Source organism: Micromonospora sp. MGP-C2 (assembly GCF_057766525.1).
In genome coordinates, this window is record NZ_JBYMEN010000002.1 from 6073587 (window position 1) to 6100078 (window position 26492).

19 protein-coding genes and 1 pseudogene are annotated in these 26492 nt (G+C 71.0%); 12 read left to right on the forward strand and 8 right to left on the reverse strand.

All coding sequences use genetic code 11. From position 1 onward, the window contains the following. Window positions 1–45: 45 nt before the first annotated feature. Window positions 46–2340 carry a HelD family protein gene (locus AC3CF1_RS27990; RefSeq protein WP_488451608.1) on the reverse strand — a complete coding sequence of 765 codons (2295 nt, stop codon included), beginning with the start codon at window positions 2338–2340 and terminating at the stop codon, window positions 46–48. 146 nt (window positions 2341–2486) lie between these two features. On the opposite strand from AC3CF1_RS27990, the gene AC3CF1_RS27995 reads away from it, so the two are divergent. Beyond that, a complete protein-coding gene (locus tag AC3CF1_RS27995; protein ID WP_488451609.1) occupies window positions 2487–3122 on the forward strand; it encodes an SGNH/GDSL hydrolase family protein in 636 nt (211 codons plus the stop codon). A 67-nt stretch (window positions 3123–3189) separates the two neighbouring features. On the opposite strand, the gene AC3CF1_RS28000 is transcribed toward AC3CF1_RS27995, so the two are convergent. Beyond that, complete coding sequence (locus AC3CF1_RS28000) at window positions 3190–4329, reverse strand: LolA family protein (protein ID WP_488451610.1); 1140 nt, start codon at window positions 4327–4329, stop codon at window positions 3190–3192. Window positions 4330–4424: 95 nt separating this feature from the next. Between AC3CF1_RS28000 and AC3CF1_RS28005 the strand changes: the two genes are divergently transcribed. Next, window positions 4425–5081, forward strand: a complete 657-nt coding sequence (locus AC3CF1_RS28005; RefSeq protein WP_088946934.1) for a response regulator transcription factor — start codon at window positions 4425–4427, stop codon at window positions 5079–5081. A 74-nt stretch (window positions 5082–5155) separates the two neighbouring features. Further along, a pseudogene (locus AC3CF1_RS28010) lies at window positions 5156–6530 on the forward strand (sensor histidine kinase). Window positions 6531–6840: 310 nt separating this feature from the next. Here the strand turns inward: AC3CF1_RS28010 and AC3CF1_RS28015 are convergent. Continuing rightward, window positions 6841–8475, reverse strand: coding sequence for a tetratricopeptide repeat protein (locus tag AC3CF1_RS28015; protein ID WP_488451611.1), 1635 nt, complete (start codon window positions 8473–8475; stop codon window positions 6841–6843). Between the two features lie 57 nt (window positions 8476–8532). Continuing rightward, window positions 8533–8994: a MarR family winged helix-turn-helix transcriptional regulator gene (locus tag AC3CF1_RS28020; protein ID WP_088951553.1), complete on the reverse strand. Its 462-nt coding sequence runs from the start codon at window positions 8992–8994 to the stop codon at window positions 8533–8535. Between the two features lie 49 nt (window positions 8995–9043). Here AC3CF1_RS28020 and AC3CF1_RS28025 point away from each other — a divergent pair, with 49 nt between their 5' ends. Both AC3CF1_RS28025 and AC3CF1_RS28030 read left to right on the forward strand, forming a co-directional pair. Then, entirely contained in the window at window positions 9044–9565 is a 522-nt protein-coding gene (locus tag AC3CF1_RS28025; RefSeq protein ID WP_099851601.1) for a VOC family protein, read from the forward strand. 24 nt (window positions 9566–9589) lie between these two features. Beyond that, window positions 9590–10474 (forward strand): hypothetical protein, encoded by an 885-nt coding sequence (locus tag AC3CF1_RS28030; RefSeq protein WP_488451612.1) that lies wholly within the window; start codon window positions 9590–9592, stop codon window positions 10472–10474. Window positions 10475–10547: 73 nt separating this feature from the next. Here AC3CF1_RS28030 and AC3CF1_RS28035 read toward each other — a convergent pair whose 3' ends face one another. Next, complete coding sequence (locus tag AC3CF1_RS28035) at window positions 10548–10727, reverse strand: DUF4236 domain-containing protein (protein ID WP_053653605.1); 180 nt, start codon at window positions 10725–10727, stop codon at window positions 10548–10550. 334 nt (window positions 10728–11061) lie between these two features. Here AC3CF1_RS28035 and AC3CF1_RS28040 point away from each other — a divergent pair, with 334 nt between their 5' ends. Both AC3CF1_RS28040 and AC3CF1_RS28045 read left to right on the forward strand, forming a co-directional pair. Beyond that, the gene (locus AC3CF1_RS28040; protein ID WP_488451613.1) at window positions 11062–11622 is read left to right on the forward strand and encodes a flavin reductase family protein; all 561 of its coding nucleotides are present in this window, start codon (window positions 11062–11064) and stop codon (window positions 11620–11622) included. Then, window positions 11619–12242: a malonic semialdehyde reductase gene (locus AC3CF1_RS28045; protein WP_488451614.1), complete on the forward strand. Its 624-nt coding sequence runs from the start codon at window positions 11619–11621 to the stop codon at window positions 12240–12242. Before AC3CF1_RS28040 ends, AC3CF1_RS28045 begins: the two co-directional genes overlap by 4 nt. Window positions 12243–12311: 69 nt before the next feature. On the opposite strand, the gene AC3CF1_RS28050 is transcribed toward AC3CF1_RS28045, so the two are convergent. Next, complete coding sequence (locus AC3CF1_RS28050; RefSeq protein WP_488451615.1) at window positions 12312–14036, reverse strand: exo-alpha-sialidase; 1725 nt, start codon at window positions 14034–14036, stop codon at window positions 12312–12314. A gap of 359 nt (window positions 14037–14395) precedes the next feature. On the opposite strand from AC3CF1_RS28050, the gene AC3CF1_RS28055 reads away from it, so the two are divergent. The 3 genes from AC3CF1_RS28055 (at window position 14396) to AC3CF1_RS28065 (ending at window position 20687) form a co-directional block, all read left to right on the forward strand. Continuing rightward, complete coding sequence (locus AC3CF1_RS28055) at window positions 14396–16738, forward strand: beta-galactosidase (protein ID WP_488451616.1); 2343 nt, start codon at window positions 14396–14398, stop codon at window positions 16736–16738. Window positions 16739–16980: 242 nt separating this feature from the next. After that, entirely contained in the window at window positions 16981–17760 is a 780-nt protein-coding gene (locus AC3CF1_RS28060; RefSeq protein WP_088946944.1) for a DeoR/GlpR family DNA-binding transcription regulator, read from the forward strand. Window positions 17761–17909: 149 nt separating this feature from the next. Beyond that, on the forward strand, window positions 17910–20687 hold the full coding sequence (locus AC3CF1_RS28065) for a discoidin domain-containing protein (RefSeq protein ID WP_488451617.1): 2778 nt from the start codon (window positions 17910–17912) through the stop codon (window positions 20685–20687). A 75-nt stretch (window positions 20688–20762) separates the two neighbouring features. On the opposite strand, the gene AC3CF1_RS28070 is transcribed toward AC3CF1_RS28065, so the two are convergent. After that, window positions 20763–23111 carry a family 20 glycosylhydrolase gene (locus AC3CF1_RS28070; RefSeq protein ID WP_488451618.1) on the reverse strand — a complete coding sequence of 783 codons (2349 nt, stop codon included), beginning with the start codon at window positions 23109–23111 and terminating at the stop codon, window positions 20763–20765. A 27-nt stretch (window positions 23112–23138) separates the two neighbouring features. Beyond that, a complete protein-coding gene (locus tag AC3CF1_RS28075) occupies window positions 23139–24212 on the reverse strand; it encodes a right-handed parallel beta-helix repeat-containing protein (RefSeq protein ID WP_330463868.1) in 1074 nt (357 codons plus the stop codon). A gap of 388 nt (window positions 24213–24600) precedes the next feature. Between AC3CF1_RS28075 and AC3CF1_RS28080 the strand changes: the two genes are divergently transcribed. Both AC3CF1_RS28080 and AC3CF1_RS28085 read left to right on the forward strand, forming a co-directional pair. Further along, window positions 24601–25620: a 1-phosphofructokinase family hexose kinase gene (locus tag AC3CF1_RS28080; protein WP_488451619.1), complete on the forward strand. Its 1020-nt coding sequence runs from the start codon at window positions 24601–24603 to the stop codon at window positions 25618–25620. Further along, complete coding sequence (locus AC3CF1_RS28085; protein WP_488451620.1) at window positions 25596–26492, forward strand: SIS domain-containing protein; 897 nt, start codon at window positions 25596–25598, stop codon at window positions 26490–26492. Before AC3CF1_RS28080 ends, AC3CF1_RS28085 begins: the two co-directional genes overlap by 25 nt.

A 26492-nucleotide genomic window follows, 5' to 3' on the forward strand; every position in this document is an offset into this window, starting at 1 on the left:
CAACCTCATGATCGACGCAGGGGTTGGCCGGGAGGCCGTGGGGGATCAGCTTGTGGGGCGCAGGATGCCCAGGCGTTGGGTGGCTCGGGTGAGCGCGACGTACAGGTCGCTGCGCCCACGCGGCGACTCGGCCACCATCCGGTCCGGGTCGACGACCAGCACCGAGTCGAACTCCAACCCCTTGGCCTGCGCCACGGTCAGCACCACGACCCGGCTCTCCAGCTCGGGGTGCTCGCCCACGGCGGCCTCCGGCAGGGCCGCGGTCACTGCCGCACCCAACTCACCCACCCGGCCGGCCGGCACCAGCACGCCGAGCCGACCCTCGGTCAACCGGGCCGCCTCGCGGGCGGCTTCGGCGACCAACTCCGCCGCCAACCGCTCGTCGGGCACCGCGCGGTCCCACGGGGGTACGCCGCTCTCCCGCACCGAACGCGGCGGACGCAGCGCCGGGTCGATCTCCGCCAGCACCTCGGCGGCGACCGCCATGATCTCGGCCGGGGTGCGGTAGCTGACCGTCAACTCGGTCAGCCGCCACCGCTGGGCGACGTACGGGTCGAGGGCGTCCGCCCAGGAGGGCGTGCCGCTGAGCGCGCCGGTCTGTGCGACGTCCCCGACGATCGTCATCGACCGGCTCGGGCAGCGGCGCATCAGCAGCCGCCACGCCATCGGCGAGAGCTCCTGTGCCTCGTCCACGATGACGTGGCCGAACGCCCACGTCCGGTCGGCGGCGGCCCGCTGCGCGGTGGTGAGGCGGTCGGCCTCCTCCTGCCGCTCCAGCAGCCGGTCCGCGTCGATCAGGTCGGTGACGCCGAGGATCTCACCGCCCTCGGCCTCGTCCTCGACGTCGATTGAGCGGGAACCTCGGGCGATCTCCAGCACGCCCTCGGCGTACTCCCGTTCCATCATCCGGATGCGGTCCCGCCGGGCGGCGGCGGCCCGCTCGTCCTCGCCGAGCAGCTCGGCGGCCTCGTCGAGCAGCGGCACGTCGGCCGGCGTCCACCCACCGGGCTCCCGCCGCAGCAGCTCCCGCTCGTCCTCGGTCAGCATCGGCGTGGCGGCGGCGATGCGCTCCGGGTCGGCGTACAGGTCGGCGAGCAGCCGCTGCGGGGTGAGCACCGGCCACAGCCGGTCCAGGGCTGCCTGGATCTCCGTCTCCTCGCGCAGCTCGCGGCGGATCTCGGCCCGGTCCGCCTCGTCGAGCAGGTTGTCCCCGCCCAGCGGGTCGGCGCCGATCCGCTCGGCCACCTGGTCGGCGATGGCGTGCACGATCTCCACGTCGAACAGCGCGCGGGCCAGGTTGTGCGGGCGGTCGATGCGACGTACCCGGTCCCGGGCGGCCCGCACGATCTCCGGGTCGAGGGTCAGCGTCTCCCGCTCGACCTCGATCTCCAGCGGCTCGTCCGGCACCCACTGCCGGTCCCGCACGGCCAGCGCCAGGACCTCGGCGAGCACCGCCCGGCCCTTGAGCGCCGCGGTCTCGGCCGGCTCGGTCCGTTGGGCGCTCACGCCCGGGAAGAGATCAGCCTGGGTACGCAGCAGCACGCCGGTCTCCGCCAGCGTCGGCAGCACCTGGGAGATGTAGCGCAGGAAGGTCGCGTTCGGGCCGACCAGCAGCACGCCCCGGCTGGAGAGTTCGCGGCGGTGGGTGTAGAGCAGGTACGCCGCCCGGTGCAACGCGACAGCGGTCTTGCCGGTGCCGGGGCCGCCCTGGACCACCATGACGCCCGGCAGCTCCGCGCGGATGATCTGGTCCTGTTCGGCCTGGATGGTCTCGACGATGTCGCGCATCCGGCCGGTCCGGCCCGCGTTGAGCGCGGCGAGCAGGGACGCCTCGCCGGTCAGCTCCTCGTGGCCGCCGGGTGCGGCGGTGTCGATGTCGAGTACCTCGTCGTTGAGGCCGGTGACCTTGCGCTGGCGGGTGCGCAGGTGCCGGCGCCGGCGTACGCCCTGCGGGTTGGCGGCGGTGGCGAGGTAGAACGGGCGCGCTGCCGGAGCCCGCCAGTCCATCAGTAGCGGGTCGTAGTCACCGCTGGTGTCGAAGATGCCGATCCGGCCGATGTAGCGGCGGGAGTCGTCGTCACCGTCGAGGCGGCCGAAGCACAGCCCATTCTCCACGGCGGAGAACTGCTCGACCTGATCGGCGTACATCGCTACCGAGCTGTCGCGCTGCGAGCGGTCCTGGAGGGTGCCGCCGGTGTTGCGCAGCTCGGCGGTGAGCCGGTGGGCGGCCTGCTCACGCAGCCCGTCCAGCCGGTCGTAGAGCATCGAGACGTACTCCTGCTCGCGACCGATCTCGTCGTCGAGCGGCAATTCGCCGGAACCGCCGGAGTGCCTTGACAAGCCGTCTCCCTAAAGATTAGAATCCTTTGCAGGAACGGCTTTTAGCCGTTCTTTTTTGTGTCCTCGAACTGTTGAAGATAGCGCGTTCCGTCGGCTCTCACCAAGCCGGACGGGTCGGCGCGCCGGTGATCGCGAGGTGGCGGCGGATGATCCTGCGGACCGGGCAACGGGTGGTCTTCATCGGCGACAGCATCACCGATTGTGGTCGACGTGACGTCGCCGCGCCCTACGGCAGCGGATACGTGAGCCTCGTGCGCGCCCTGGTCGACGCACGGCACCCCGAGTTGGAGTTGGAGTGGGTCAACCGGGGTGTGGGCGGCGACACGGTGCGGGACCTGGCCGCCCGATGGGACGACGACGCCATCGGCGAGCGCCCCGACTGGCTCGCGGTGCTGATCGGCATCAACGACATCTGGCGGCACTACGGTGACCGGCCGGATGAGGCAGTCGGCATCGAGGAGTACGAGCGCACCCTGCGTAACCTGCTTCGGCGGGCGGTCGCCGCCACCGGCTGCCGACTGATCCTCGGTGACCCGTTCTTCATCGAGGCGGACCGGAGCGTCCCGCAACGCGCCGACACGGACCGGTACGCGGCGATCGTGGCGGGGCTGGCCACCGAGTTCGACGCGGTGCACGTGGCCAACCAGGCGGCGTTCGACCGGGTGCTGGCGGTGAGCCCGTCGACGCGCTGGGCCGACGACCGGGTCCACCCGCACCTGCCCGGCCACGCGGTCCTCGCCGACGCCTACCTCACCGCACTCGGCGTGACCTCCGCCCGCTGACCGGGCGTCCACCGCAGCGAAGCGCCGGGCCGACCGTCAGGTCGACCCGGCGCGAACACCGTGTGGATCAGCCGCGCGCGGCCTGGTACAGCCGCTCCGGAGTGACGGCTCCGGCGAGCACGCGGCCGTCATCGGTGAGCAGCACGCTGAACAGCTTGCTGCTGAAGAGCCGACCGCTGCCCCAGTCACCACTGACCGCCGGCAGTCCACCGAGCAGCTTCGACATGTCCACGTCCGGCGAGCCGGCTGGTGGCGTAGCCAGCTTCGCGGAGGTCTTGGGGCCGCCTTCGAGCCCGTCGAGGCGGCCGACCAGCACGGTCGCCCAGCCGGAGCCCACCGTACGCACCTGCGGGTCACCCGAGGGTGCGACGTGGCCGAGCTTGCCGGCACCCGGGCCGCCGGCCGGCCGCTCCGCCTTCTCCTCGGTGACTGTCACACCGGGCGGCGGGTTGAACGTGAACTGGTCGGCGTCCGGGCGGCGGTAGTCGACCTGCGTGAAGGCCATCTCGAACGCCGGCCGGTCGCTGCCCTTCGCGAGCACCTCGAAGCGCAGCGGCACGTGCTGCTTGGCGTCGATGGCGATCCGCACCTGGTGCACCAGTGAGTCCTTGTCGCGCGGCTGGAGCACCAACTCGTAGGCGTCCTGGCCGGCGACCGTGGCCGACCGGCCGACGCTGACCTCGGTGCTCGGGTCGATCGCGCCCAACGCCAGGTCGGCTGCCTGCTGCGGGGTGGCCGGCATGGTCGCCGCCGGCTCGGGGACCGGCTTTCCGGCGCCGGCGTCGCCGCCCAGCGTGAGGTGCTTGGCGGTGTTGCTGCGACTCTGCCAGGTCCAGACGTCCCGGCCGTTGCGGATCACGTCCTGCTCGCCCAGGGTGTCCAACAGCGCGACCCGCTGCTGATCCGGGCCGGAATACCAGACCCGCAGGGTGTGCGTGCCGGTCAGCATGGTGGTCAGCTCGTTGCCGGGGACCAGCCCGACGAGAGGCGGCAGGCCGAGATCGGCGCGCTGCACGACGGTCCCGGACAGCCCCTCCAGCCGGGAGGTCTGCAGATCGACCAGAAGCTGGGCCGCGGTACGCGGTGGCAGGCTCGGCTCCGCCTCGGCGGCGAACGTGCCGATCGCCGCGCCCCCGCCGATGACGGCGACGGCAGCCGTGGCCGGGACCAGCCAACGAAGGACGGGACGGCTTCTCAGAACGGACATGGTGACACCTCCTCCGCACATCCTCCCCCCTGTGCCCTGTGAGTGTGCTGAGGACGCCGGACCAGCACGTTTGACCCGGGTGGCACCCTTGGACCGTGCGCTTGCTGGTGGTGGAGGACGAAGCCCGGTTGGCGGCCGCCCTGCAACGCGGCCTCCAGGCGGAGGGGTTCGCGGTGGATGTGGCGGGGACCGGTCCGGCCGGCCTGGACGCGGCCCGGCACGGCGGGTACGACGCGATGATCCTCGACGTGATGCTGCCCGGCCTCTCCGGCTACGAGTTGGTCCGGCGGCTGCGGGCCGAGCAGCACTGGTTGCCGGTGCTGATGCTCTCCGCCAAGGACGGCGAGTACGACCAGGCCGACGGCCTCGACTGCGGGGCCGACGACTACCTGACCAAACCCTTCTCGTACGTGGTGCTGCTGGCCCGGTTGCGGGCGCTGCTGCGCCGGGGCGCGCCGGAACGCCCGGCGGTGCTGGCGGTCGGTGACCTGCGACTGGACCCGGCCCGCCGACGGGTGACCCGGGCCGACGACGAGGTGACCCTGACCGCGCGGGAGTTCGCGCTGCTGGACTATCTGATGCGCCGGCCCGGCCAGGTCGTCTCCAAGACCGAGCTGCTGGACCACGTCTGGGACGCGAGCGTGGAGACCGCGCCGAACGCCGTCGAGGTGTATGTCGGTTACCTGCGCCGCAAGCTCGGCCGCGACCGGCTGGAGACGGTCCGGGGCGCCGGTTACCGGCTGGCGACGTGACCGCCGACGCCCCGGCGGGTGCCCGCCGGGCGTGGCTCGGCTGGATGCCGGTGCTCGGGCTGCGGGGGCGGCTCATGGCGCTCGGGGTGTTCGGCCTCACCATTGGGCTTGCCCTGGGCGGGGTGGTGCTGCTCGGCGCGCTCGGCTTCGTGCTCCAGCGGACGGTCGACACCGAGGCGTTCCGAACCGCCGACGCGGTCGCCCTGCTCGCCGCCGAGGACGCGCTGCCCGACCCGCTGCCGGTGGCCGGTGGCCAGGTGCGCGTCCAGGTCGTCGACGCGCAGGGGCGGATCAGGGCCGCCTCGATCGACGCCGACCGGCTGGTGCCGATGGTCCGCCCGGAGCGGCTGGACCGGGACCGCCGCCAGCGCCTGGACGTGCCGGCCGAGCGGGTCGGGCTCGCCGGTCCGGTCCGGGTGGTCACCGTGCCCGCCGGCACCGCGGCCGACCCGCTCACCGTGCTGGTCGCCCGCTCGATGGCCGACGTGCGGCACAGCGCGCACGTCGTCCGGACCATCCTGCTGGTGGCGTTCCCCCTGCTGGTGGCCGTGCTGGCCGCCGTGGCGTGGCGGGTGGTGGGCGCGACCCTGCGCCCGGTCGAGGCGCTCCGCCGAGGCGCCGAGGAGATCACCGGGCGGGCCGGCGCCGGCCGGTTGCCGGTGCCCGCGTCGGCCGACGAGATCCACCGGTTGGCGGTCACCCTCAACGGCATGCTGGACCGGCTGGAATCGGCCCGGATCCGCCAGCGGGCGTTCGTCTCCGACGCCGCACACGAGCTGCGCAGTCCGTTGACCAACATCCGGACCGAGCTGGAGGTGGCTCAGCGTCTCGCCGACCGGACGGACTGGACGGCCGTCACCACCAACCTGCTCACCGACACCGAGCGACTGAGCCGGCTGGTCGACGACCTCCTGCTGCTGGCCCGCCTGGACGAAGCGCCACCGACCCGAGGCGTCGGCCCGGTGGAGTTGGGCGCGCTGCTGGCCGAGGTCGCCGCCCGTTACCCGTCGCCGCCGGTTCGGTTGACGCCGCCGCCGGGCCCGCTCTGGACGACCGGCAACGCCGACGAGCTGCGGCGCGTGCTGGCCAACCTGGTCGACAACGCGGTCCGGCACGCGTACGGCAGTGTGGTGCTCGCCGCCGAGGCGGCGTCGACGGACGGGCGTGGCTCCGGGGCGTACCACCTGGTGACGGTGACCGACGACGGCCCGGGGATCCCGGTCGCGGACCGGGAGCGGGTCTTTGATCGGTTCACCCGGCTGGATGACGGACGGGCCCGCGACGACGGGCGCCGGCCTGGGGCTGGCCATCGTCCGGGAGTTGGTGCGACGTGCGGGCGGCAGCATCAGCCTGACCGACGCGCCGGAGCAGTGCGGGCTGCGAGTGTGTCTGCTGCTGCCGGCGTTTCCGGGCGAGGACGGCCCTGGGCCACAGATTGACGGTCCGTGACGGCGAGCCTGCCCCCACCCACCCACCGATGACCCCTTTGCTCTGCACCCGCGGACGCGACAGCTACTTAGCGTGACACTTCACCGATGCCTGTCGAAGCGGCTGCCGCGACGTCTCAGCTGCTCGTCAGCAGTGGTGCATCGAGGTAAGCAGAGCAAAGGCTGGGTGGGATGTCTGGCTGGGTGCGCCGGAGGTAACGGAATGTCACGGCGGGCTCGTCAGTGGGCAAGCCACGCTGAGTGAGGTCGGCAGGGTGGGGCCGGCGGGGCTTGGCCGGCGAGGGCGTGGTCGGCGGGTCGTGCCTGGCGGGTCAGCGGCGGCGGGTGCAGACCTGCTCGGAGCTGGCGACGGTGTCGGTGGACCAGACGACGGCGACCGTGAAGCAGTAGTCGTTGGTGCGGTTGAGCGCGTAGATGACGTAGCTGGTGGTGCCGGCGGGCAGCGTCGCGAAGACGTTGCGGTCCTGGCCGGTCCGGCCACCCGCGATGACCACCGGGCCCTCGCTGCCGGCAGGGTAGGTCCAGTTCAGCGCGATGCTGTCCCGGCTGTCGCGCAGCGTCACCGCGCCGGGCGGGCTGCCGGGCGGTGCCGCGGGGCCAGCCGACGGCGGCAGGGTGCCGGTGGAGGCGGGCGCGGTGCTGGCCAGTGAGGCGGTGCTGGCCGGTGAGGTGGCGCTGGGGGAGCCGCTCGCCGGTGGCGGGGCCGGCTCGTCGTCGCCGTCGACCTGGGCCACCCCGGCGATCACTGCGGCGGCGCCGAGCAGGACCACGACCACGCCGGCCACCAGCACCGGCACCAGCCGCTTGCGCTGCGCCGACGGCACCCGGTGCACGGGCACCGGCAGCAGCCGGGACGGTGTGTACGGCTCAAGTGGCGCGTACGGGTCGGAGGGCTCGTACGGGTCGGACGGGTCGGACGGCGGGTGCGCGTCGGCCCGGCGCAGCCTGTACACCCCGGACTGCTCCTCCGTGCCGCCGGCCAGCCCGACCACGGACGGGGGCACCGGAGTGTCGGTGGTGTACGACGAAGGTTCGCTCGCCGGCTCGGGTGGCCATCTGGTGCCCGCCGGCCCGACCGGTTCGTCTGCGGGCACCCGGGGGTTCGGAACGGATCCGCTGCCCGCCGCCGCCCCGGTGTGGTGCGGGGGAGGCGCGGGCGGGTCGTAGTCGGAGTCGGCCGGGCCGTCGCGGTGCGGAGGGACACGAGCTGCCGGCACCACCGGGGTGTCCCGGGCCGTGGGCGGGTCGTCGGCGCAGGCATGGTCGGGGTTGGCCGCCGCCCGGGCCAGCGTCGCCACCTGTGCCGCCAGCGGGTCGTCGGCGGGCAGGTGCTGCCGGCACAGCTCGCGGGCCAGCGCCAGGTTGTCGTGCGCCTCGGCGAACTGCCCGCAGTCCCGCTGCATCGCCCCGAGCCGCGCCAGCATCTTGATGCCGCTGGGGTGCCCGTCGCCGTACACCTCGCGGTGCAGCTCCCAGGCATCCTGGAGCCGGTCACGGGCCACCGTGCACTGCCCGCGGGCGTACTCGACGGTGGCCAGGTCGGCGTGCGCCGCGAGCACCCGCAGCGACTCCGGACCGTCCTGTGCGGTCAGCTCGATGATGACTTCCTGGTAGAGCCGGGCGGCCCTCGAATGGCTGCCGACCCGGTGCAGCACCGCGGCCAGGGTTGCCGCGGCGGCCACGGTGCGCGGGTCGGAGCGGCCATGCAGTCGGGTGGTGGCCGCGTACGCGAAAGCGGCCCACCCCCGGGCCGAGTGCGGCTCACCGAGAGCCACCAGCACCCGCGCCTGGAGGCTGGCCGCCTCGGCCAGCTCGCCGGTGGCGTTGGCCGGGCGGGGGTCAGCGTCGGTGAGCGCGTCGGAGAGCAACTGCTGCGCGCCGGCCAGATCACCGGCCGACACGAGGTGGTGCGCCTGATCAGTCAGTTCGCCGAAGCCGGAAGACACGCCCCATCGTGCTCATCCGACGACGGTAAGTACAAGACCCGCGCCGGTGTCGATTGGTCAGGAACCGGTCAGGTGCTCGGCCAACGTCTCGCTGATCCGGCGCAGCTGGTCGACCTGGGCGGGGCTCAACGCGTCGAACAGGTGCCGTCGTACCCCCTCGACGTGGCCGGGCGCGGCGGCCGCGAGGGTGGCGAAACCCTCGTCGGTGAGCACCGCGATCTGCCCTCGTCGGTCGGTGGGGCACTCCTCGCGGCGTACCCAGCCGGCGGCCTCCAGCCGGGCCACGGCGTGCGACAGCCGGCTGCGCGACGAGCCGGCGGCCTGGGCCAGCTCGCTCATCCGCAGTTGGCGGCCTGGAGCCTCGGAGAGTTGGACCAGGATCTCGTAGTACGCGTGCGGCATGCCCGCCTCGCGTTGCAGCTCGCGGTCGAGCGTGTCCATCAGCACCCGGGAGGCGGTGAGGTACGCGCGCCAGGTGCGTTGCTCGTCGGGGTCCAGCCAGCGGGTCATGACAGCCATCATATCCCCTGTAGTTGAACGTTCAACCAAATCGCGCTAGTCTCGGGCCATGGGTATCCACCGGCTCAACCACGCGGTCCTCTACGTCAGTGACCTCGCCCGCAGTGTCGCGTTCTACAGCGACGTGCTGGGCTTCCGCCCGGTGGCGATGACCCCGGACGGCTTCCGGGGTGCCACCTTCCTCCAGGCCCCCGACTCCACCAACGACCACGACCTCGGTCTGTTCGAGATCGGCGCCGCCGCCGGGCGGTCGACCGCCGGTCGAGCCACCGTCGGCCTCTACCACCTCGCCTGGGAGGTGGACACTCTCGACGAGTTGGCCGCCACCGCCGAGCGACTCGCCGCCGCCGGCGCGCTGGCCGGCACCTCCGACCACGGCACGACCAAGAGCCTCTACGGCAAGGACCCGGACGGTCTGGAGTTCGAGATCGTCTGGCTGATCCCCGCCGACCTGCTCGACGACAGCGCACTGGCTGCCCGCAAGCAGATCGGTCGGCTCGACCTGGACGCCGAGCGGCAGCGCTACGGCGGGCAGACCAGGGGCGGAGTGGGGATCTCCGTCCCGGCCTGATCGGTCGTACGGTAGAACGGACCGATGCCGACCGACCGGACCACTGATTTCCTCCGCGAGCTGCTGGTCCGCCAGTTGACGACCTGGCTGCCCGCGGCCCTGCACCGTTCCCGGCGGGCCACCGTCGCACTCGCGGGCACGACCGCGGGCAGCGCGGAGGCCGCGCTGCGCCTGGTCGCCGCGCACGGCGACCAGGTGCGCGGCCGGCAGGTGACGGTGCTGGTGCTGGCCGACGGCGCCGCCGATCTGCCGGCCCGACTCGGCCCGATCGAGGCGGAGCTGCCCGCCGAGGTCACCGTGCACCTTCTGCCCGGTGACCCATACCGGCTTCCGGTCGCCGTGAAGGCCGCCGGGGCCGCTGGCGCCCCGCTGTTCTCCTTCGTGGACCTGCCCGGCGCCGTGACGCCGAAACTGCTCACCGCCGCGACCAACGGTCGCACCGGAGAGCTGCTGCTGCACACCGGCGACAGCGCCCGTGACGCGCTCGTCTCCGCCGGCTTCCCCCTGGTCGCCGAGGTGGCGCCGGTGCTGCCGGACGGCGACGCGGCCGGTGTGATCGCGTTCGGCAGCCGCTCCGACCGGAGCCTGGAGGCGGTCCGCGACGCGCTCTGGGCGATCGGCGCGGATCTCGACGTGCGCTACCGCGACCCGGCCGACCCGATGGGCGCGACTGTCGACGTGGCCGGCGATCCCGACCTCGAACCACTGATCCGCGAGCTGCTGGCCGAGCTGCGTGAGGGCGGGTCGCGGCCGGTCACCGAACTGCGCCGGCACACCCTCACCGCGACCGTCTACCGTGCCGTCGACACCAACCGGGCGCTCGCCGACCTGCTCGACGCGGGTGAGGTGCGGCGCGACCGCGAGGCCGGCAAGCTGGCCGGTGACGAGATCATCGCCCTGGCGCGCTGAGCATCCCGCACCCCCACAGACGCCGAGCGGGGTGCCGGTGAATCACCGGCACCCCGCTCGACTCCCGGGATGATTACGACCGGGACTTGTCCTGCTTCCAGGACAGCGGACCCGGCAGGTCGACCCGGTGCGCCTTGGCCTTCGAGTTCCAGGACCAGCGACCGATCTTGATGCTCCACGAGGAGAAGCCGTTCTCGGTGAAGTTCAGGATGATCGGACCGTACTTCTTGCGCTTGCGAAACATGAGGCCCATCGGAGGTCTCCCCTCGTCACCGTTCCCTGCCGTGTCGAGATCGAACATGCCCGAACCGACAACTTTTGAAACCCTCTCAATGTCCGTCCTGGACACTGCTCCGCCGCGTACCCGAATCTCTATCCAACAGATAGGTGTTGCGGCACGGTAAGCGCTGCTGAGAGCACTCCGTAACATCGGCAGCGGCGGAAGTCTCATCTGCTGGAAGGTCGTTGACCGCTCGATCCCGTGCCCGGCAACATGAGGTCATGTCGCAGCGCGATGAGCTTCTCCTCACCGCTCGTGTGCACGTCGACCTGGTCCGGCACGCGAGGCCCGTCACCCTGGTGTCGGCGTGACCACGCTGGAGCGTCCGACGACGGACGCCGCCGAGCTGCGTACGCCGAGCCGGGACCTGTTCCGTGCCCTGCTGCGTCGGCAGGCCACCAGCGTCACAGTGGTCACCGCCGTCGCCCGCGCCACCGACCCCGCGTGCCTGGGTGGGATCGGGGCACCGATCCGGGCGGGCTTCACCGCCACCTCGTTCACCTCGGTGTCGCTGGATCCGCCGCTCGTCTCGTTCTGCCTCGGGACGGCGTCGTCGAGCTGGCCGGTGCCGGCCCGAGCCGAGCACGTCGCGGTGCACCTGCTGGCCGCCGGGCAACGGGAGGCCGCCGCCGTCTTCGCCACCAGCGGCATCGACCGGTTCGCCGCGTACCCGGACTGGACGCCGGGGCCGTTCGGGGTGCCGTTGCTGACCGGAGTGCTGGCCCGGCTGCTCTGCCGGGTGGTGCACCGGGTGCCGGCCGGCGACCACACGCTGGTGATCGCCGAGCCGCTCGCGTTGGGCGACGGCGGGGACGGCGCGCCGCTGGTGCACCACCAGGGTGGCTACACCACGGCGGTCGAGGTGTGAGCGCACCGACCACGCCGGACCTGCTCGCGTTGGACCGGGCCGCCCAGGAGCTGCTGTTCCGGGCGGCCCACACGGTCAGCACGTTCACCGACGAGCCGGTCACCGACGCCCAGGTCGCGGCGATCCACGACCTGATCCGGTACGGGCCGACCGCGTACAACGGCCAGCCCCTGCGGGTGCTGCTGCTCCGCTCACCGGCGGCGCGCGCCCGACTGCTGCCGTACGTCTCCAGCAGCAACCGGGCCAAGACGGCCGCCGCTCCGTTGACAGGGGTCCTCGCCGCCGACGTGGACTTCCACCAGCGGCTGCCCGAGCTGTATCCGCACCGTCCGCAGGCGCGGGACTGGCTGGCGAACCGGGCGGCGCGGGTCGAGCAGGCCCGGTTCAACGCCACCCTGCAGATCGGCTACCTGATCGTCGGTGTCCGCGCGGCGGGTCTCGCCGCCGGCCCGATGGCGGGCTTCGACGCCGCAGCCGTGCGGCGGGAGTTCTTCCCCGACGGTCGCCACGAGGTGCTGCTCCTGCTCAATTTCGGGCACCCCGGCCCCGAGGCCTCGCACGAACGTCTGCCCCGGCTGGACACCGGGGAGGTGATCCGCACCCTCGACGATGCCGGCTGAGCGGTGGCCGGGGAAAAGGGCCGTCCCCGGTGTCGGCGGTGCCGGCACCGGGGACGGGAGTTTCGCGGATCAGGCGCCCTTGACCCAGTCCAGTGTGAAGCGGGCGAAGAAGATGCCTCCGGTGTTGCCCACCTCGTACAGGTTGCCGATCGTGCCGTCGTTCAGCACGGCCATCGTCGAGTAGCCCGCGCCGCCCGGCTTGACCAGTGCCCGCGCCGGCCAGCTCGCACCGTCGTCGGTGGACAGCCGGACGGTGAGGTCGTTGCGCGCGGCCGGGGCCGCGTTGTTGCTGAACAGCGCGGTACGGGTCCGCACCGGCGCGCCGTTCGTGCCCAGCTCCGACGGGCGCAGGTAGGAGATCTCGTCGGCGTTGCAGAGCGGATCGGTCAGCAGGGCGCTGGCCGTGGCCGGGCCGAACGTCGCGCCGCCGTCGGTGGAGGTGGAGTAGAACCGGCTACGGGTGCTGTTGTGCCGCATGTTCTGCACGATCGCCCCGGTGCCACGCTCGATCGCCTTGCTCTCGTTGATGTTGCCGCCGGCGGGTCCACCGCGCTTCCACGTCGCGCCGTTGTCGTCGCTGTAGACGTTGCCGGTCTGGGTGAGACCCGCACCGTCCCGGTAGACGAACGGCTGGATCAGGCGCCCGGTGCTGCTCTGGATGCCGTGACCGGAGGAGAAGAACGCCTGCTGCCACGTCGGCACCTTGATGGTCGGGTTCAGCTCGACCGGGGCACTCCAGGTGGCGCCGTTGTCCCTGCTGGTGATGTATTGCAGGTGCAGGCTGTTCGGGTCGTTAGCGGTGTTGAGACCGGATGAGCCGGACCAGAAGCTGATGCCCGGCTTGGGGGAGTAGGTGTAGAAGCAGTAGACGACGCCGGTCTTGCGGTCCACCAGCAGGCTGGGGTCGCCCGCTCCCTCGCTCGTGGTGGCGGGGGCGTGGATGATGCGCGGCTGGTCGAAGGTGCGACCGCCGTCGGTGCTGCGGGTCATGGCGATCTGGATGTTGTTGGTGCCGCCACCCAGGTCGTACGAGCCGTTGATCCGGGCGTCTGCGACGGCGATGACGGTGCCGTTGTTGGTGACGGCCATGCCCGGGATGCGGACCGAGGCGGAGGTGCCGTCGTAGCGGCCGTTGGGCCCGTTGAGGTTGCGGATGACGGACTGCGTGCTGATGACCGTCGTGGCGTTCATCTGCGGAGTGCCGGCGGCCAGGCCGCACCCGGCGGTTCCCCGCAGGGTGCTGTCGAAACCGGGGGCGGTGACCCGCAGGGTGTACGCGGTGCCGGTGCCGACCGTCCAGTAGTGCAGGTAGTTGCCGCCGGCGGCGATGGTGCGCGTCCACGGGGATCCGGTGCGCCCGGGCCAGGCGACTGTGAAGTCCCGGGCGGTGGTGGTGCGGTTCTCCACCGCGAGCTGGAGCCGGCCGGCCGTGCAGTCGTAGCTGGCGACCGCGGACATGCCGGTGCCGCAGTGGAAGATGCCGGCGGAGGTGTCGTCCAGTCCGGTCGGCGTGGTCGTGCGCAGCGTGTACGCCGTGCCCGCCGGCAGGGTCCAGTACAGCTCGTTACTGCTGCTGCCGGCGGCGACCGTGCGGGTCCAGGGGGAGTTGGTGCGGCCCGGCCAGGTGACGGTGAAGGTCTGCGAGGTGGTGCTGCCGTTGGTGAGCCGCAGGTTGAGCCGGCCGGTCGTGCAGTCGGTGCTTGCCGTCGCGCTCACACCGGCGGGGGCGGCGTGAGCTGGCGTGGCGGGCAGGATCGCGGCCACGCCGAGGACGGCGACCACGACCGCCGTCACTCGGCGCGTCAGTACTCGGACAGGAGACACGGGGGATGTCCTTCCGGGGACGGGGGTGAGGAACGGAGAACTTAGCCATAAGACGTCGGATATCTGACGTCCAAGACGCTAAGGGGCGCCGGGCGGGTCGTCAATAGATCGACGCTCGGGTGCCCGTGGCGGCTGCCGGGTGCGGGCGTGTGGGCTCGATTGCGGACGCAGATGATCGAAGATGCAAAACGAGCTTAGATATTTACATCTTGTTGCATCGTCTGGCAGGCTCGCTCTACATCGATCATTGTCGACACGCTGGCGACCCGGCCCGTCCCGGCCCTCGGCCGCCGCCGGCGTGCCGACGATGCCTGTCCGAAGGAGACACCATGCAACGGCGCCAACTCCTCACCCTGGGTGTGCTCAGTCCGTTCGCGGCGATGCTGGCGTCGGGCGGCCCGGCCGGTGCTGCGGCCGCGGCGCAGGTCTTCGGGTTCTCCGCCGATGGCAGCAACTTCCTGCTCAACGGTCAGCCGTTCCAGATCCGCAGCGGGGAGATGCACCCGTCCCGCATCCCTGTGCAGTACTGGCGTCACCGGATCCAGATGGCCAAGGCGATGGGCATGAACACGATCGCCATCTACGTGATGTGGAACCACATCGAGGAACGTCCGGGCGTCTTCGACTTCACCACCGACCGGCGGGACATCGCCGGCTTCATCCGGCTGTGTCAGGCCGAGGGCATGTACGTGCTGCTGCGTCCCGGCCCCTACGTCTGCGCCGAGTGGAACCTCGGTGGTCTGCCGCCATACCTGCTGCGCAACCCGAACATCAGTTTGCGGGTCCGCACCGCCTCCGACCCCAACTACATGGCGGCCGTCACGCGCTACGTCAACGCGCTCGCCGCGCAGGTCAGGCCGCTCATGGTGGCCAACGGTGGGCCGATCCTGATGGTCCAGATCGAGAACGAGTACGGGTCGTACGGCAGCGACGCCGTCTATCTCGAGGAACTGCGGCAACTGTGGCTGGCCGCCGGGATCACCGGGCCGTTCTACACCGAGGACGGGCTCGGCCAGGTGCAGGGCAACCGAACGGTCGTGGCCGGCGGTGCGATCGCACTCAGCGGTGGTGACGCGGCGGCCATCGCCGCGGCCCGGCAGTCCTTCCCGACCGTCCCGGCCATGTCCGGCGAGCTCTACACGGGCTGGTTGACGCACTGGAGCGACGGTGGCTTCGCCGGGTCGAACACCGACATCTCCACCCAGCTGCGGGGCCTGATGGCCGGCAGGCTGTCGTTCAACCTCTACATGATCCACGGCGGGACGAACTTCGGGTACTCCGCGGGCGCGAACGCCGCCGACAACGGGACCGGCTACCAGGCGGACATCACCAGCTACGACTACGGCGCGCCGATCAACGAACAGGGCGGCCCGTCGCGGCTGTACCCCACCTACCGCGAGATCATCGGCACGGCCCTCGGGGTGACGCTGCCGGCCGTGCCCGCGCCGAACCCCACCATCGTGCGTACCGGCGGTCAGGCGGTGGTGCCGACGCCGTACGCCTCGCTGTGGGACAACCTGCCCGCCGCGCTGTCGACGCAGACGAACCCCCAACCGATGGAGATGTACGGCCAGAACTCCGGCTTCATGCTGTACCGCCGGGTCCTGCCCGGCTACACCCGGGCGACGCTGGACATCAGGTCGGTGCGCGACTACGCGACGGTGTTCCTCGACGGCGTCTACCAGGGCGGTCTGTCCCGGAGCAACCTCCCGGCGGCCTACACGACCCCGCTCGGGGTGACCGTGCAGGACGCGCCGCTGGCGTTGAAGACCTCGGCCAGTGGCAGTCCCACGCTCGACATCCTGGTGGAGGGCATGGGCCGCAACAACTTCGGCCAGGCCCTGGTCGACCGCAAGGGCATCACGGAACGGGTGTCGCTCGTCGACGCGGGCACCCTGACCGGCACGTTGACCAACTGGCAGACCCACCTGCTGCCCGTCGACGAGGCGTTCGTGGCCGGCCTCCGTCCGGTGATCACCAACAGCTCGCGGCCCGGCATCTTCTTCAAGGCCACGGTGAATCTCACCCAGACCGGCGACACGTACCTCGACATGTCCCGGTGGACCAAGGGCGTGGTCTGGGTCAATGGTCGTAACCTCGGCCGCTACTGGAAGGTGGGGCCACAGCAGCGGCTCTACTGCCCGGCGCCGTGGCTGCGGGTGGGGGCCAACGAGATCGTCGTCTTCGACCTGCACCAGGTGCAGGCGCAGCCGATCTCCTTCGAGGCCACACTGAGCGGCCAGTCGGGCGCCGTCCGCCACACGGTGGTCAACCGGGCCAGCGGCAAGGCCCTCGACGTGCCGGACCTGTCCCGGGTCACCGGCGTGCAGTTGATCCAGTGGACCCCCAACGGCGGGACCAACCAGGCGTGGTTGATGGCTGGCGCGGTGGGTGGCGTCACCACGATGACCAGCGTCAACTCCGGGCTGCTGGCGGACGTCGAGGCTGGCTCCACGGCTGAGGGGGCGCGGGTCATCCAGTGGAGCGCGACCGGCGGCGGCAACCAGCAGTGGCGGGTCGTCACCGCCACCGGCGACTTCGTGAAACTCGTCAACGTGCAGACCGGCAAGGTCCTCGCCGTGGCCGGCGGGGCGACCACCAACGGTGCCGCCATCGTGCAGCAGAGCGACGCCGGCAGCGCCTCCCAGCACTGGCGGCTCACCCCGAGCTGATGCCCCGGGCGACATGACACCGGCCGGACCAGCGGTTCGGCCGGGACGGTGAGGGCCGGGCAGGCGACCGGCTGCGGTGCGGCGACCGCAGAGGTCACCTACCGGCCCTCACCGGCACGGGCTCACCGACGCGTGATGTCCACCCCGCGCTCCCGGGCACGCTCCGCCGTGGTGCGGTACGGAACTTTGCATCAGGGATGCAAGGATGGGCGCATGGGCGGGCCGAGCGACCGGAGTGAGACGTGAACCAGCGCGAGCGGTGGCACCGGCTCCTGGAGATGGTCGCGGTCGAGGGTCAGCTCGACATCGAGTCCACCGCCCGCGAGCTGGGCGTGAGCACGGCGACCGTCCGACGTGACTTCGACGAGCTCGCCACGCAGCAGTTGGTGACGCGTACCCGGGGCGGAGTGGTCGTCACGAACGTGTCCTACGACCTGCCGCTGCGCTACAAGGCGGTCCGGCAGGCATCGGAGAAGCAGCGCATCGCCGCGGCAGCCGTCGCACTGATTCCGCCGGGGAGCACGGTGGGGCTCAACGGGGGCACCACGACGACAGAGGTGGGCCGGGCTCTCGCGCTGCGCACCGACCCGAACGGGCAGACGACGGCGAACACGGTGGTGACCAACGCGCTGAACATCGCCCACGAACTCATCGTGCGGCCGCACATCCGGGTGGTGCTCACCGGTGGGACGGCCCGCCCACAGTCGTACGAGCTGGTCGGCCGAATCGCGGAGACGATGCTCGCGTCCGTGGCGCTGGACGTGGTCGTGCTCGGGGTGGACGCGATCGACCACCAGCACGGCGCCAGCGCGCACAACGACGGCGAGGCGGCGGTCAACCACGTCATGGTGACCAGCGCCGCCCGGACGATCGTGGTGGCGGACGCCTCGAAGCTGGGCCGCCGGAGCTTCAACCGGATCTGTCCGTTGGGCAACATCGACACCCTGATCACCGACAGGGCGGCGGACCCGGAGCAGGTGAGCCTCGTCGAGCAGGCCGGGGTGAAGGTGGTGCGGGTCTGACGGGCGTCTCTCGACGGCAAAGATGGAACTCGATGCGAAATCGTCGCCGATTTCTTGCATCTTGAGTCAAGTGGGTGCAGCATCCCTGCTTATCGGCCCTCGTGAATGTCCGGAGCCGCGTCGACCCCTCACCACACCGGGAGAAATCGATGATCTGGTCATCGCTGCCCGCGTTCCGTCGCCCCCGCACCGCCGTCCGGGCCGCCGTGGTGGCCCTCATCCTGCTCGCCGCGATGCTGCAAGCCGTACCCGCTCATGCCGGCACACCGGGAAGCGCCACCGGCCTCACGCGGGCCGGGAACACGTACACCATCGCCACCAACACGGCCGCCCGCATCCGGGTGACGCTGACACGCGCGGACATCTTCCGCGTCTGGGCGGCACCCAACGGCACATTCACCGAGCCGGCGGCGAACGAGATCACCGTACGGACCGACTTCGGTGGGGTCGCCAGCACGGTGACCGACGACGGCACCGCCTTCCGCATCACCACCGCGGCGGTGGTCATCCGGATCAACAAGAACCCCCTGACCATGCAGGTCCTCCGCCCGGACGGGCGGCCGGTCTGGCGGGAGGCACAACCGCTGGACTGGTCCGCCGGCCGGACCACGCAGCGGCTGGTACGCGACGCGGACGAGCAGTTCTACGGCACCGGCCTTCGGCTGGGCGAGTGGGCGCTCCGCGACAAGACGGTGCCCATCGCCGTGGACAACCAGTGGCGGGAGAACACGAACGCCAGCCCGGCGCCCTTCTACCTGTCCACCAATGGCTACGGCGTCCTGCGCAACACCTGGGCAGCCGGCTCCTACGGCTTCACCGCACCGGTGACCACCACCCACAACGAGGAACGCTTCGACGCGTACTACTTCGTGGGTGATTCGCTCAAGGCGGTGCTCGGCGCGTACACCGACGTGACCGGCAAGCCGTTCCTGAGCCCGATGTGGGGCCTCGAACTCGGCAACGCCGACTGCTTCAACGCGTCCAACCCCACCTACCAGGGCGACCACAACCGGGCCGGGCACCAGCGGACTCCCGACGTGCTGGCGTACGCGCGGGAAGCCCGGGCCAAGAACATGCCGTCCGGGTGGTTCCTGCCCAACGACGGGTACGGCTGCGGCTACACCGACCTGCCGTCGACAGTGGCGGGCGCCAAGGCACTCGGCTTCCAGACCGGTCTGTGGACCTCCGCCGGGCTCGGGTCCATCGACTCGGAGGTCGGCACCGCCGGCTCGCGCGGCGTGAAGACCGACGTCGCCTGGGTGGGCGGCGGTTACCGCGACGCGTTCCGTGGTGTGCAACAGGCGGTGGACGGCATCGAGCGGAACTCCGACGCGCGCCGCTACGTGTGGACCGTCGACGGCTGGGCCGGTAGCCAGCGCAACGCCGTTGTCTGGACCGGTGACACGTACGGCCGGTGGGACGACATGCGGTGGACCGTGCCGGCCGTAGCCGGCGCGGGGCTGTCCGGCTTCAACTACGCCACCGGCGACGTCGACGGAATCTTCGGTGGCAGCCCGAACACCTACGTGCGGGACCTGCAGTGGAAGTCGTTCACGCCGGCCTTCATGACGATGTCCGGCTGGGGCGCGACCAACCCGGCACCCGGCTACCAGGACAAGCAGCCCTGGCGCTATGCCGAGCCGTACCTGTCGATCAACCGCAGGTACCTCCAGCTCAAGATGCGGCTGATGCCGTACCACTACACGATGAGCCGCGTGGCCAGCGTGACCGGCGTGCCGGCGACCCGGGCCCTGGTGCTGGAATATCCCAACGACCCGGTCGCCCGCGGCAACGCCACCGCCGGGGAGTTCATGGCGGGCGACGCCTTCCTCGTGGCGCCGGTGGTCTCCGACACCGAGTTGCGCGACGGCATCTACCTGCCGGCCGGCACCTGGACCGACTACTGGACCGGGCGGGTGTACCAGGGGCCACTCACGTTGAACGGGTACGCCGCACCGCTCGACCGGCTGCCCCTGTTCGTCAAGGGCGGTTCCATCGTGCCGATGTGGCCGCAGATGAATTACACCGGCGAGAAACCGGTCTCCACACTCACCTACGACCTGTATCCGCGCGGCGCGTCGAGCTTCACGCTCTACGAGGACGACGGCATCACCCGCGCTTACCGGAACGGGGCCTATGCCACCCAGCAGGTCCAGATGACGGCCCCGGCGTCCGGCACCGGAACGGTCACCGTGGACGTGGGCGCCTCCACCGGCACGTACGCCGGCAAGCCGTCGTCGCGGTCCTACGAGTTCAGCGTGCACCTGGCCGGTGCTCCGCAGGCGGTCACGGTCGCCGGCCGGACGCTGCCGCCGCTGAGCACGCGCGCCGCCTACGACTCGGCCAGCAGCGGATGGTTCTACGCGGACGGAGTTCTGTGGATCAAGGCCGGTGCGCGGAACACCGCGTTCCAGACCCGGATCGACGGCGCCGTGCTGCCGGTCGCCGGCACCAGTACGACGCCGCCGCCGATCCCGAGGGACGGCTGGCGCCTCGTGTACGCCGACAGCGAGGAGACCAGCGCGGAGAACGGCGCTGCCACCAACGCCTTCGACGGTAACCCGGCCACCTTCTGGCACACCGCCTGGTCGTCGGCGGCCGCACCCCTGCCGCACGAGATCCAGATCGATCTGGGTGCCACGTACCGGATGGATGGAGTGCGGTACCTGCCACGGCAGGACGGGGGAGTGAACGGCCGGATCGGCCGCTACGAGGTGTACGTCTCGGACAGCCCGAGCAACTGGGGCACCCCGGTGGCGTCGGGGACCTTCGCCGACACGTCGACGCAGAAGGTGGTGCCGTTCGGCGCTTTCCGCAGCGGCCGGTACGTGCGGCTACGGGCACTGAGCGAGGCTGGCGCCCGGGGCCCCTGGACGACGATGGCCGACCTGGCGATCACCGGAACCCCGGTGACGTCGGGGAGCTGATCCCCGCGCGGCCCGTCGGACAGGGTTGCCGCCCTGTCCGACGGGCCGCGGCCAGAACCGGGACCGAAAACGGGGTCAGGACAAGGACCACTGCTGGTTGGCCGCACCCGTGTACGTCCACTGGACGACGGCGGCACCGTCGTTGGTCGCGGCATTCGCCACGCTGAGCGCCTTGCCGGAGTTCCTGTTGATGATCTTGTAGTGCGCGCCGACCGGGATGACGCTCCACAGCTGGTTCGTGCCGCCGTGGCTCGTCCACTGCACGACGCTCGCCCCGTCGGCGGTGGATGCGCCAGACACGTCCAACACCTTGCCGCTGCTGCGGTTGACGATGCGGTGGTAGCCGCCGCCGGCCTCGACGAGAGTCCACCGTTGGTGCGCCGCACCGTTGCTCGACCACTGGATGGCGCCACCGCCGTCTCCGCTGCCGACCGGCACCTCAAGCACCTTGGCGCTGTTGCGGTTGACGACCCGGTACTCGGTCGACGGGTCGAACGCGGCGGCCGGGGTCGCCGCCCGGGACACCTCGACCTTGTCCGCCGTGACCGCGGTGCCGGACGAACTGGCGTTCCTGCTGTTCAGCACCCGCACCCGCAGGACGTGCGAGCCCTGCGCGAGCAGTCCACTGGTGAAGACCATCGCCTGGTCCACCCGCGTGGGGGAGTACAGGTCGACCACCGTCTCCTGGCCGCCGTCGATCGAGACGCCGGCCCGTCCGTGATTCGCCGCCCTGGCGGCGAAGAGCTTGACCTTGTTTCCGGTGAACCGGACCTGGTACGCGCTGTCGAGCGTGCTGCTGTAGTGGTCGTCGCCCTGGAACTGTCGGGCGCCGTTGGTCCCGTACTGCCAGGTGCCCGAGTAGCTGAACTGGTTGTCGCCGGTTCCCGTGGTGTTGTCGTTGACCTGGACCACGCTCGGCACGCCCGGGGCGTCCCCGATCGCGTCCACGCGGGTGAAGAACGCCTCCACGGTGCTCGACCGTGGGCCACCCCACAGACGCTCGGCGAGGACCTCCGTCGGCCGCTTCGCGTACTGGTCGAACCACTCGTCCGTCTGGTGTTCCACAGCATCCGACCAGCGCGCGATCTTGTAGCCGTTGACCTTCGCGTTCGTGTCCGGAGTCCAGCTCTCGTACACGTTCTTGGCGTTGACGTAGAGGTTCAGGCCGGGAGTCACGTACAGGGTGCTCTCCGGAACGCCGACGACCGTGTAGCCCAGGTTGTAGAAGTAGTTCAGCGACCCGGTGTACGGCGTGAGGACGATGCTGGTCGACGGCTTGATGCTGGTCTGCTGGCCGTTCGTCTCCCACCAGTTCCAGAGCTGGGCTGTCTTGCCGTACGACCGCACCTTGTCGTTCATCAGGTTCATGAACTCGGTGAAGACGTCGCCGGTGTAGGGGAAGCCGCGTGCCTGTGCGTAGCTGACCAGCTCGGGGCAGCTGTTCTTGGCGGCGTCGTTCTGGTATTCGTCGCCGCCGATGTGAAAGTAGGGGCCGTCGAAGAGCGGCACGAACTCCGACAGCAGGTTCATGGCGAACGTCCGGGCGGAGTCCTTGGTCAGGTTGAGCGTCCAACCGCCGTTCGATCCACCGGGCCAGGGCGCGTAGTCCATCGACGGGCAGGTGAACCGCGTCGTCGGGTCGTACGTCGTCATCGTGGTGGCGTGCCCGGGCAGGTCGATCTCGGGAACGATGGTGATGTGGTACCGCTTGGCGACATCCTGCATCCGGCGCAGGTCGGCCTTGCTGTAGGACTGGGCAGACGCCAGACCGGGGTACCGGTCGCTGCGGAGGCGGAAGCCGTTCCATTCGGTGAAGTGCATGCGCAGCGTGTTCAGGCGCAGCCACGCCATGCGGCGCAGCAGGTTCTCGAGATAGTCCATCTCGTAGAAGTGCCGGCCGACGTCGAGCATCAACCCGCGCTCCCGGTACTGCGGGAAGTCCCGGATCGTTCCCGCCGGCGCTGTGGTCGCCGTCGCGCTCTGCTTGATCATCTGCAGGAGGGTCTGCGTGCCGTAGTACACGCCGGCCGCCGCGTTTCCTCGGACCACGACGTTCGGGCCGGCGGTCAGCAGGTATCCCTGGTCGCCGATGCCGGCGTCCGTCGTGGTGAGGGTGAGCAGGATGTCGCCGGTCGCGGGCGCCGACGACGAGATGACAGGTACGTCGACACCGCTGATCGCGCCGAGGTCGACGCGTAATGCGGTCGCGGCCGTCGACAACTGGGCGGTGTGGGCGGGGTCCACCAGGATCCGGGAGGTCGCGGTCAGCGTGTAGACGCCGGTGCCGCCGGTCCATTCCCGGACGCTCGGCGCGACCTGCGGTGCCGGGTTGGCCGCGTGTGCCGCCGACGGAACCTGGAGCCCCGCGCCGGCCAGCAGGGCGGCGAGTACGAAAAGAAGACGCTGTTTGCGGGATGGGAACACTGTCGCCTACCTCCGGTCGGGTGACGCTCAGAGCGGCAGAAGATCCTTGACGTTGCCCTGCAACAGGGGCAGGTTGCCGCTGTTGGCCTGCGTGCCCACCAGGTGCACCGGGACGGAGCCGGTGCAACTGACGGCGAGATTGGACAGGGTGCAGCCGGACAGCATCCAGCGGGTGCCCAGCAGGTTCGTGGCGCGGATGTCGCTGTACCAGAGGGTGTTGCCGGTGAAGGTCGGCGGCAGGACGCCGTCGACGACGACGCCGGTGCCGGGATTGCGGTCGACCCCGCCGATCGGAAAGGCCAACGCGGTGCTCCACCGCACGGGCACGCCGCCGTTGGAGTGGTTGACGGTGTTGCCGGTCAGGCTGCCGTGACCCCAGTTGTCGCTGGTGAGAGCGCCGTACGGGCTGGTCTGGGCAAACGAGTAGTAGGCGCCGTAGCAACCGACGACCACGTTGCCGTTGATCGTCCAGTTCCCGGACGAGTTCCAGATCGCGAGTCGGCACGACGTGAAGCTGTTCGCGGTCAACTGCGAGTATTCGCTGCGGTCCGCCATCGACACACCGAAGTAGCAGCGGTGGAAGGCGTTGCCGCTCACCTTGAGCCGGTAGCCGAAGTAGTCGTCCGCCGTCGACCCGGTGACCGCCAGGCCGGCGCCGCGCCAGTTCGTGAAGTCGCAGTCCAGGATCCGGACGCCGGTGCTGCGGCTGATCCGTATGCCGACGTGCGCGAACTGCGGTGCTGAGTCGACCGGGCTGGCCGGGCGTCCGAGGAAGTGGACTCCGCTGATGGTGACACTGCTGCGACCCGCGATGGACAGGGCGCCGGTCTGATCGTTGGCGACGGTGACCGTCGCGCCGTTGCCAACGATGACGCAGCGATCGGGCAGCGCGACAGGAGCGGTAAGGGTGTACGTGGCACCGGATGTGAGCTGCACCTGGGGCGTGCGGGCGAGGACGGCGTTCCAGTCGTCGGTGACGCCGAGGACCGGGAGGGACGTCGAAACGATCGCGGCGTCGGCCCGGCCGGGCGGCGCGACAGCGGCGAGGGCACCGGCGGCACCCGCCACAGCGACCGCGCGGCGGGAGATTCCTGTGGTCATGGTTGTCCTTCGGACAGCGGGGGAATTGTCCTACGTCAGATGTCGGACGAACTTACGAGCCTTATCGATACTCGTCAAGGGCACCCCGGCGCCCGGTTGGGCCGTCCGTGCGGTCGTCTGAGGTGTGCGATCTGTGCAACTTTCTGCAATATCCGTGTCGTCCGCGTGGCAGCTCACCGACCGACTCCGACGCCTCACCAATCCTCGCTGATCCTCGCGTCTGTGGGGCGACCCAACGTCGTACACCGGCTCCGGGCGGGCTGGGAGACCTTGACGGCAGTAGGGTCAGATCCTAGGGTCTGCAACATCCTGATTGATATAGGTGGTCGGATTTCACGAAAGATCATGCGTGCTCGTGTAGCCGGCATCTGCCGGAGGAGGCGGCCAGATGACGATCGAAGACCCGCCGCGGGTCCCGGATCGGCGTGACCTGATCATCTCGGTGGCGCTCAATCCGGCCCTGGACATCACCTACACCGTTCCCCAACTGGTCCCGGACACGTCGCACCGGGTCACCGGCGTGGTCGCCCGTGCCGGGGGCAAGGGTCTGAACGTCGCCCGGGTGCTGCGTCAACTGGGCGCCGAGACAGTGGTCCTGGGTCTGCTCGGCGGTGCCTCCGGCGAGCACATCGAAGCGGAACTGGCGGCGGCCGGCGTGCCGGCGCAGTTCACCCGCCTCGGCGCGGAGACCCGTCGGACGGTGACCGTCCTCGCGCAGGGCACGGCGACCGTCCTCAACGAACCTGGCCCGCACGTCACCGAGGCGCAGTGGGCGGCGTTCCGGGACGCGTTCGCCGAGCGGGTGCGGGGCGCACGGGTGGTGGTGCTGTCCGGCAGCCGGCCGCCGGGCGTACCCGAGACCGCGTACGCCGATCTCGTCACCATCGCGCGAGCAGCCGGGGCCGAGACCATCGTGGACGCCGACGGCCCGGCATTGCGGCATGCGTTGGCCGCTGGACCGGCGTTGGCGAAACCGAACGCCCACGAGACGGCCGACCTGCTCGGACGCTCGGTACGCACCCGCGAGGACGCCGTCGCGGTGGCGCACCGGCTCGTCCGAAGCGGCGCCACCGCCGGTGTGGTGTCCCGCGGCGCGGACGGATTCGTGGCGGTCACCGGCGGGGCCGCCTACAGCGTCCGTGCGCCCGAACGGGTGTCCGGCAACCCGACCGGCGCGGGCGATGCCCTCGCGGCCGTGCTCGCGTACGGGCTCCTCACCCGCGCGCCCTGGCGGAATGTCCTCGCCCAGGGCGCGGCCGTCTCGGCGGCCGCCGTCGCCTGCCCGTGGGCGGGCGAGTACGACGACGACGTGGCTTCCCGGCTGCTGCCCGGAACCACTGTGGAAAAGCTGGAAGAACACCGCACCGACAGAGAGCAGGAACCGTGTCGCACGTCGCCTCCGAGATAGCCTCCCAACCCGAGACGTGGCGTCGCGCCGCGGACCTGGTCGCCCAGCCGGGCGTGGCGCGGGCGCTGCCCCAGCCCGGTGAGCGCGTCGCCGTCGTCGGCTGCGGCACGTCGTACTTCATGGCGCAGAGTTTCGCGACGCTGCGCGAGTCGGCGGGCCAGGGGGAGACCGACGCCTTCGCGGCCTCGGAGTTTCCCTCCGGGCGGCGGTACGACCGCGTCGTCGCCATTACCCGCTCCGGCACCACCACCGAGGTGATCCGGCTCCTTGAGCAGCTGCCGCGCGGCAGCCGCTCGACCGTGATCACGACCGATGCCGACCGGCCGGTGAGCCGGCTCGTGAGTGACTGCGTCGTCCTCGACTTCGCCGACGAACAGTCGGTGGTGCAGACCCGCTTCGCCACGACCGCGCTCGCCGCTTGGCGCGCCGGCCTCGGAGAGGACCTGACCGAGCCGATCGAACAGGCGCGCGCCCAGCTGAACACGCCGGTCGACCCGGACGTCGTCGGTCGGAGCCAGTTCACCTTCCTCGGCACCGGCTGGACCGTGGGGTTGGCGCACGAGGCGGCCCTCAAGCTGCGGGAGGCCGCACAGATGTGGGCCGAGTCGTACCCGGCGATGGAGTTCCGGCACGGCCCGATCAGCGTGGTGGACCACCGGTCCGTGGTCTGGATCTTCGGGCCGGTGGTCCCCGGCCTCCGCGACGATCTGGCCGCCACGGGCGCGATCGTCGTGCACGAGGACGTCGACGCCATGGCGCACCTCACCACCGCGCAGCGGCTCGCGGTCGAGCTCGCGAAGCGGCGTGGCCTGCACCCGGACCAGCCCCGGCTGCTCACCCGGTCCGTCGTCCTGACCGCGCCGGTTGCCTGA

Bases quoted from the DNA above. Each gene is read 5' to 3' on its own strand.
- AC3CF1_RS28055 (WP_488451616.1), top strand. From the start codon at position 14,396: ATGCAACGGCGCCAACTCCTCACCCTGGGTGTGCTCAGTCCGTTCGCG.
- AC3CF1_RS28030 (WP_488451612.1), top strand. From the start codon at position 9,590: ATGCCGACCGACCGGACCACTGATTTCCTCCGCGAGCTGCTGGTCCGC.
- AC3CF1_RS27995 (WP_488451609.1), top strand. From the start codon at position 2,487: ATGATCCTGCGGACCGGGCAACGGGTGGTCTTCATCGGCGACAGCATC.
- AC3CF1_RS28025 (WP_099851601.1), top strand. From the start codon at position 9,044: ATGGGTATCCACCGGCTCAACCACGCGGTCCTCTACGTCAGTGACCTC.
- AC3CF1_RS28000 (WP_488451610.1), bottom strand. From the start codon at position 4,329: ATGTCCGTTCTGAGAAGCCGTCCCGTCCTTCGTTGGCTGGTCCCGGCC.
- AC3CF1_RS28065 (WP_488451617.1), top strand. From the start codon at position 17,910: ATGATCTGGTCATCGCTGCCCGCGTTCCGTCGCCCCCGCACCGCCGTC.
- AC3CF1_RS28075 (WP_330463868.1), bottom strand. From the start codon at position 24,212: ATGACCACAGGAATCTCCCGCCGCGCGGTCGCTGTGGCGGGTGCCGCC.
- AC3CF1_RS28080 (WP_488451619.1), top strand. From the start codon at position 24,601: ATGACGATCGAAGACCCGCCGCGGGTCCCGGATCGGCGTGACCTGATC.
- AC3CF1_RS28020 (WP_088951553.1), bottom strand. From the start codon at position 8,994: ATGGCTGTCATGACCCGCTGGCTGGACCCCGACGAGCAACGCACCTGG.
- AC3CF1_RS28035 (WP_053653605.1), bottom strand. From the start codon at position 10,727: ATGGGCCTCATGTTTCGCAAGCGCAAGAAGTACGGTCCGATCATCCTG.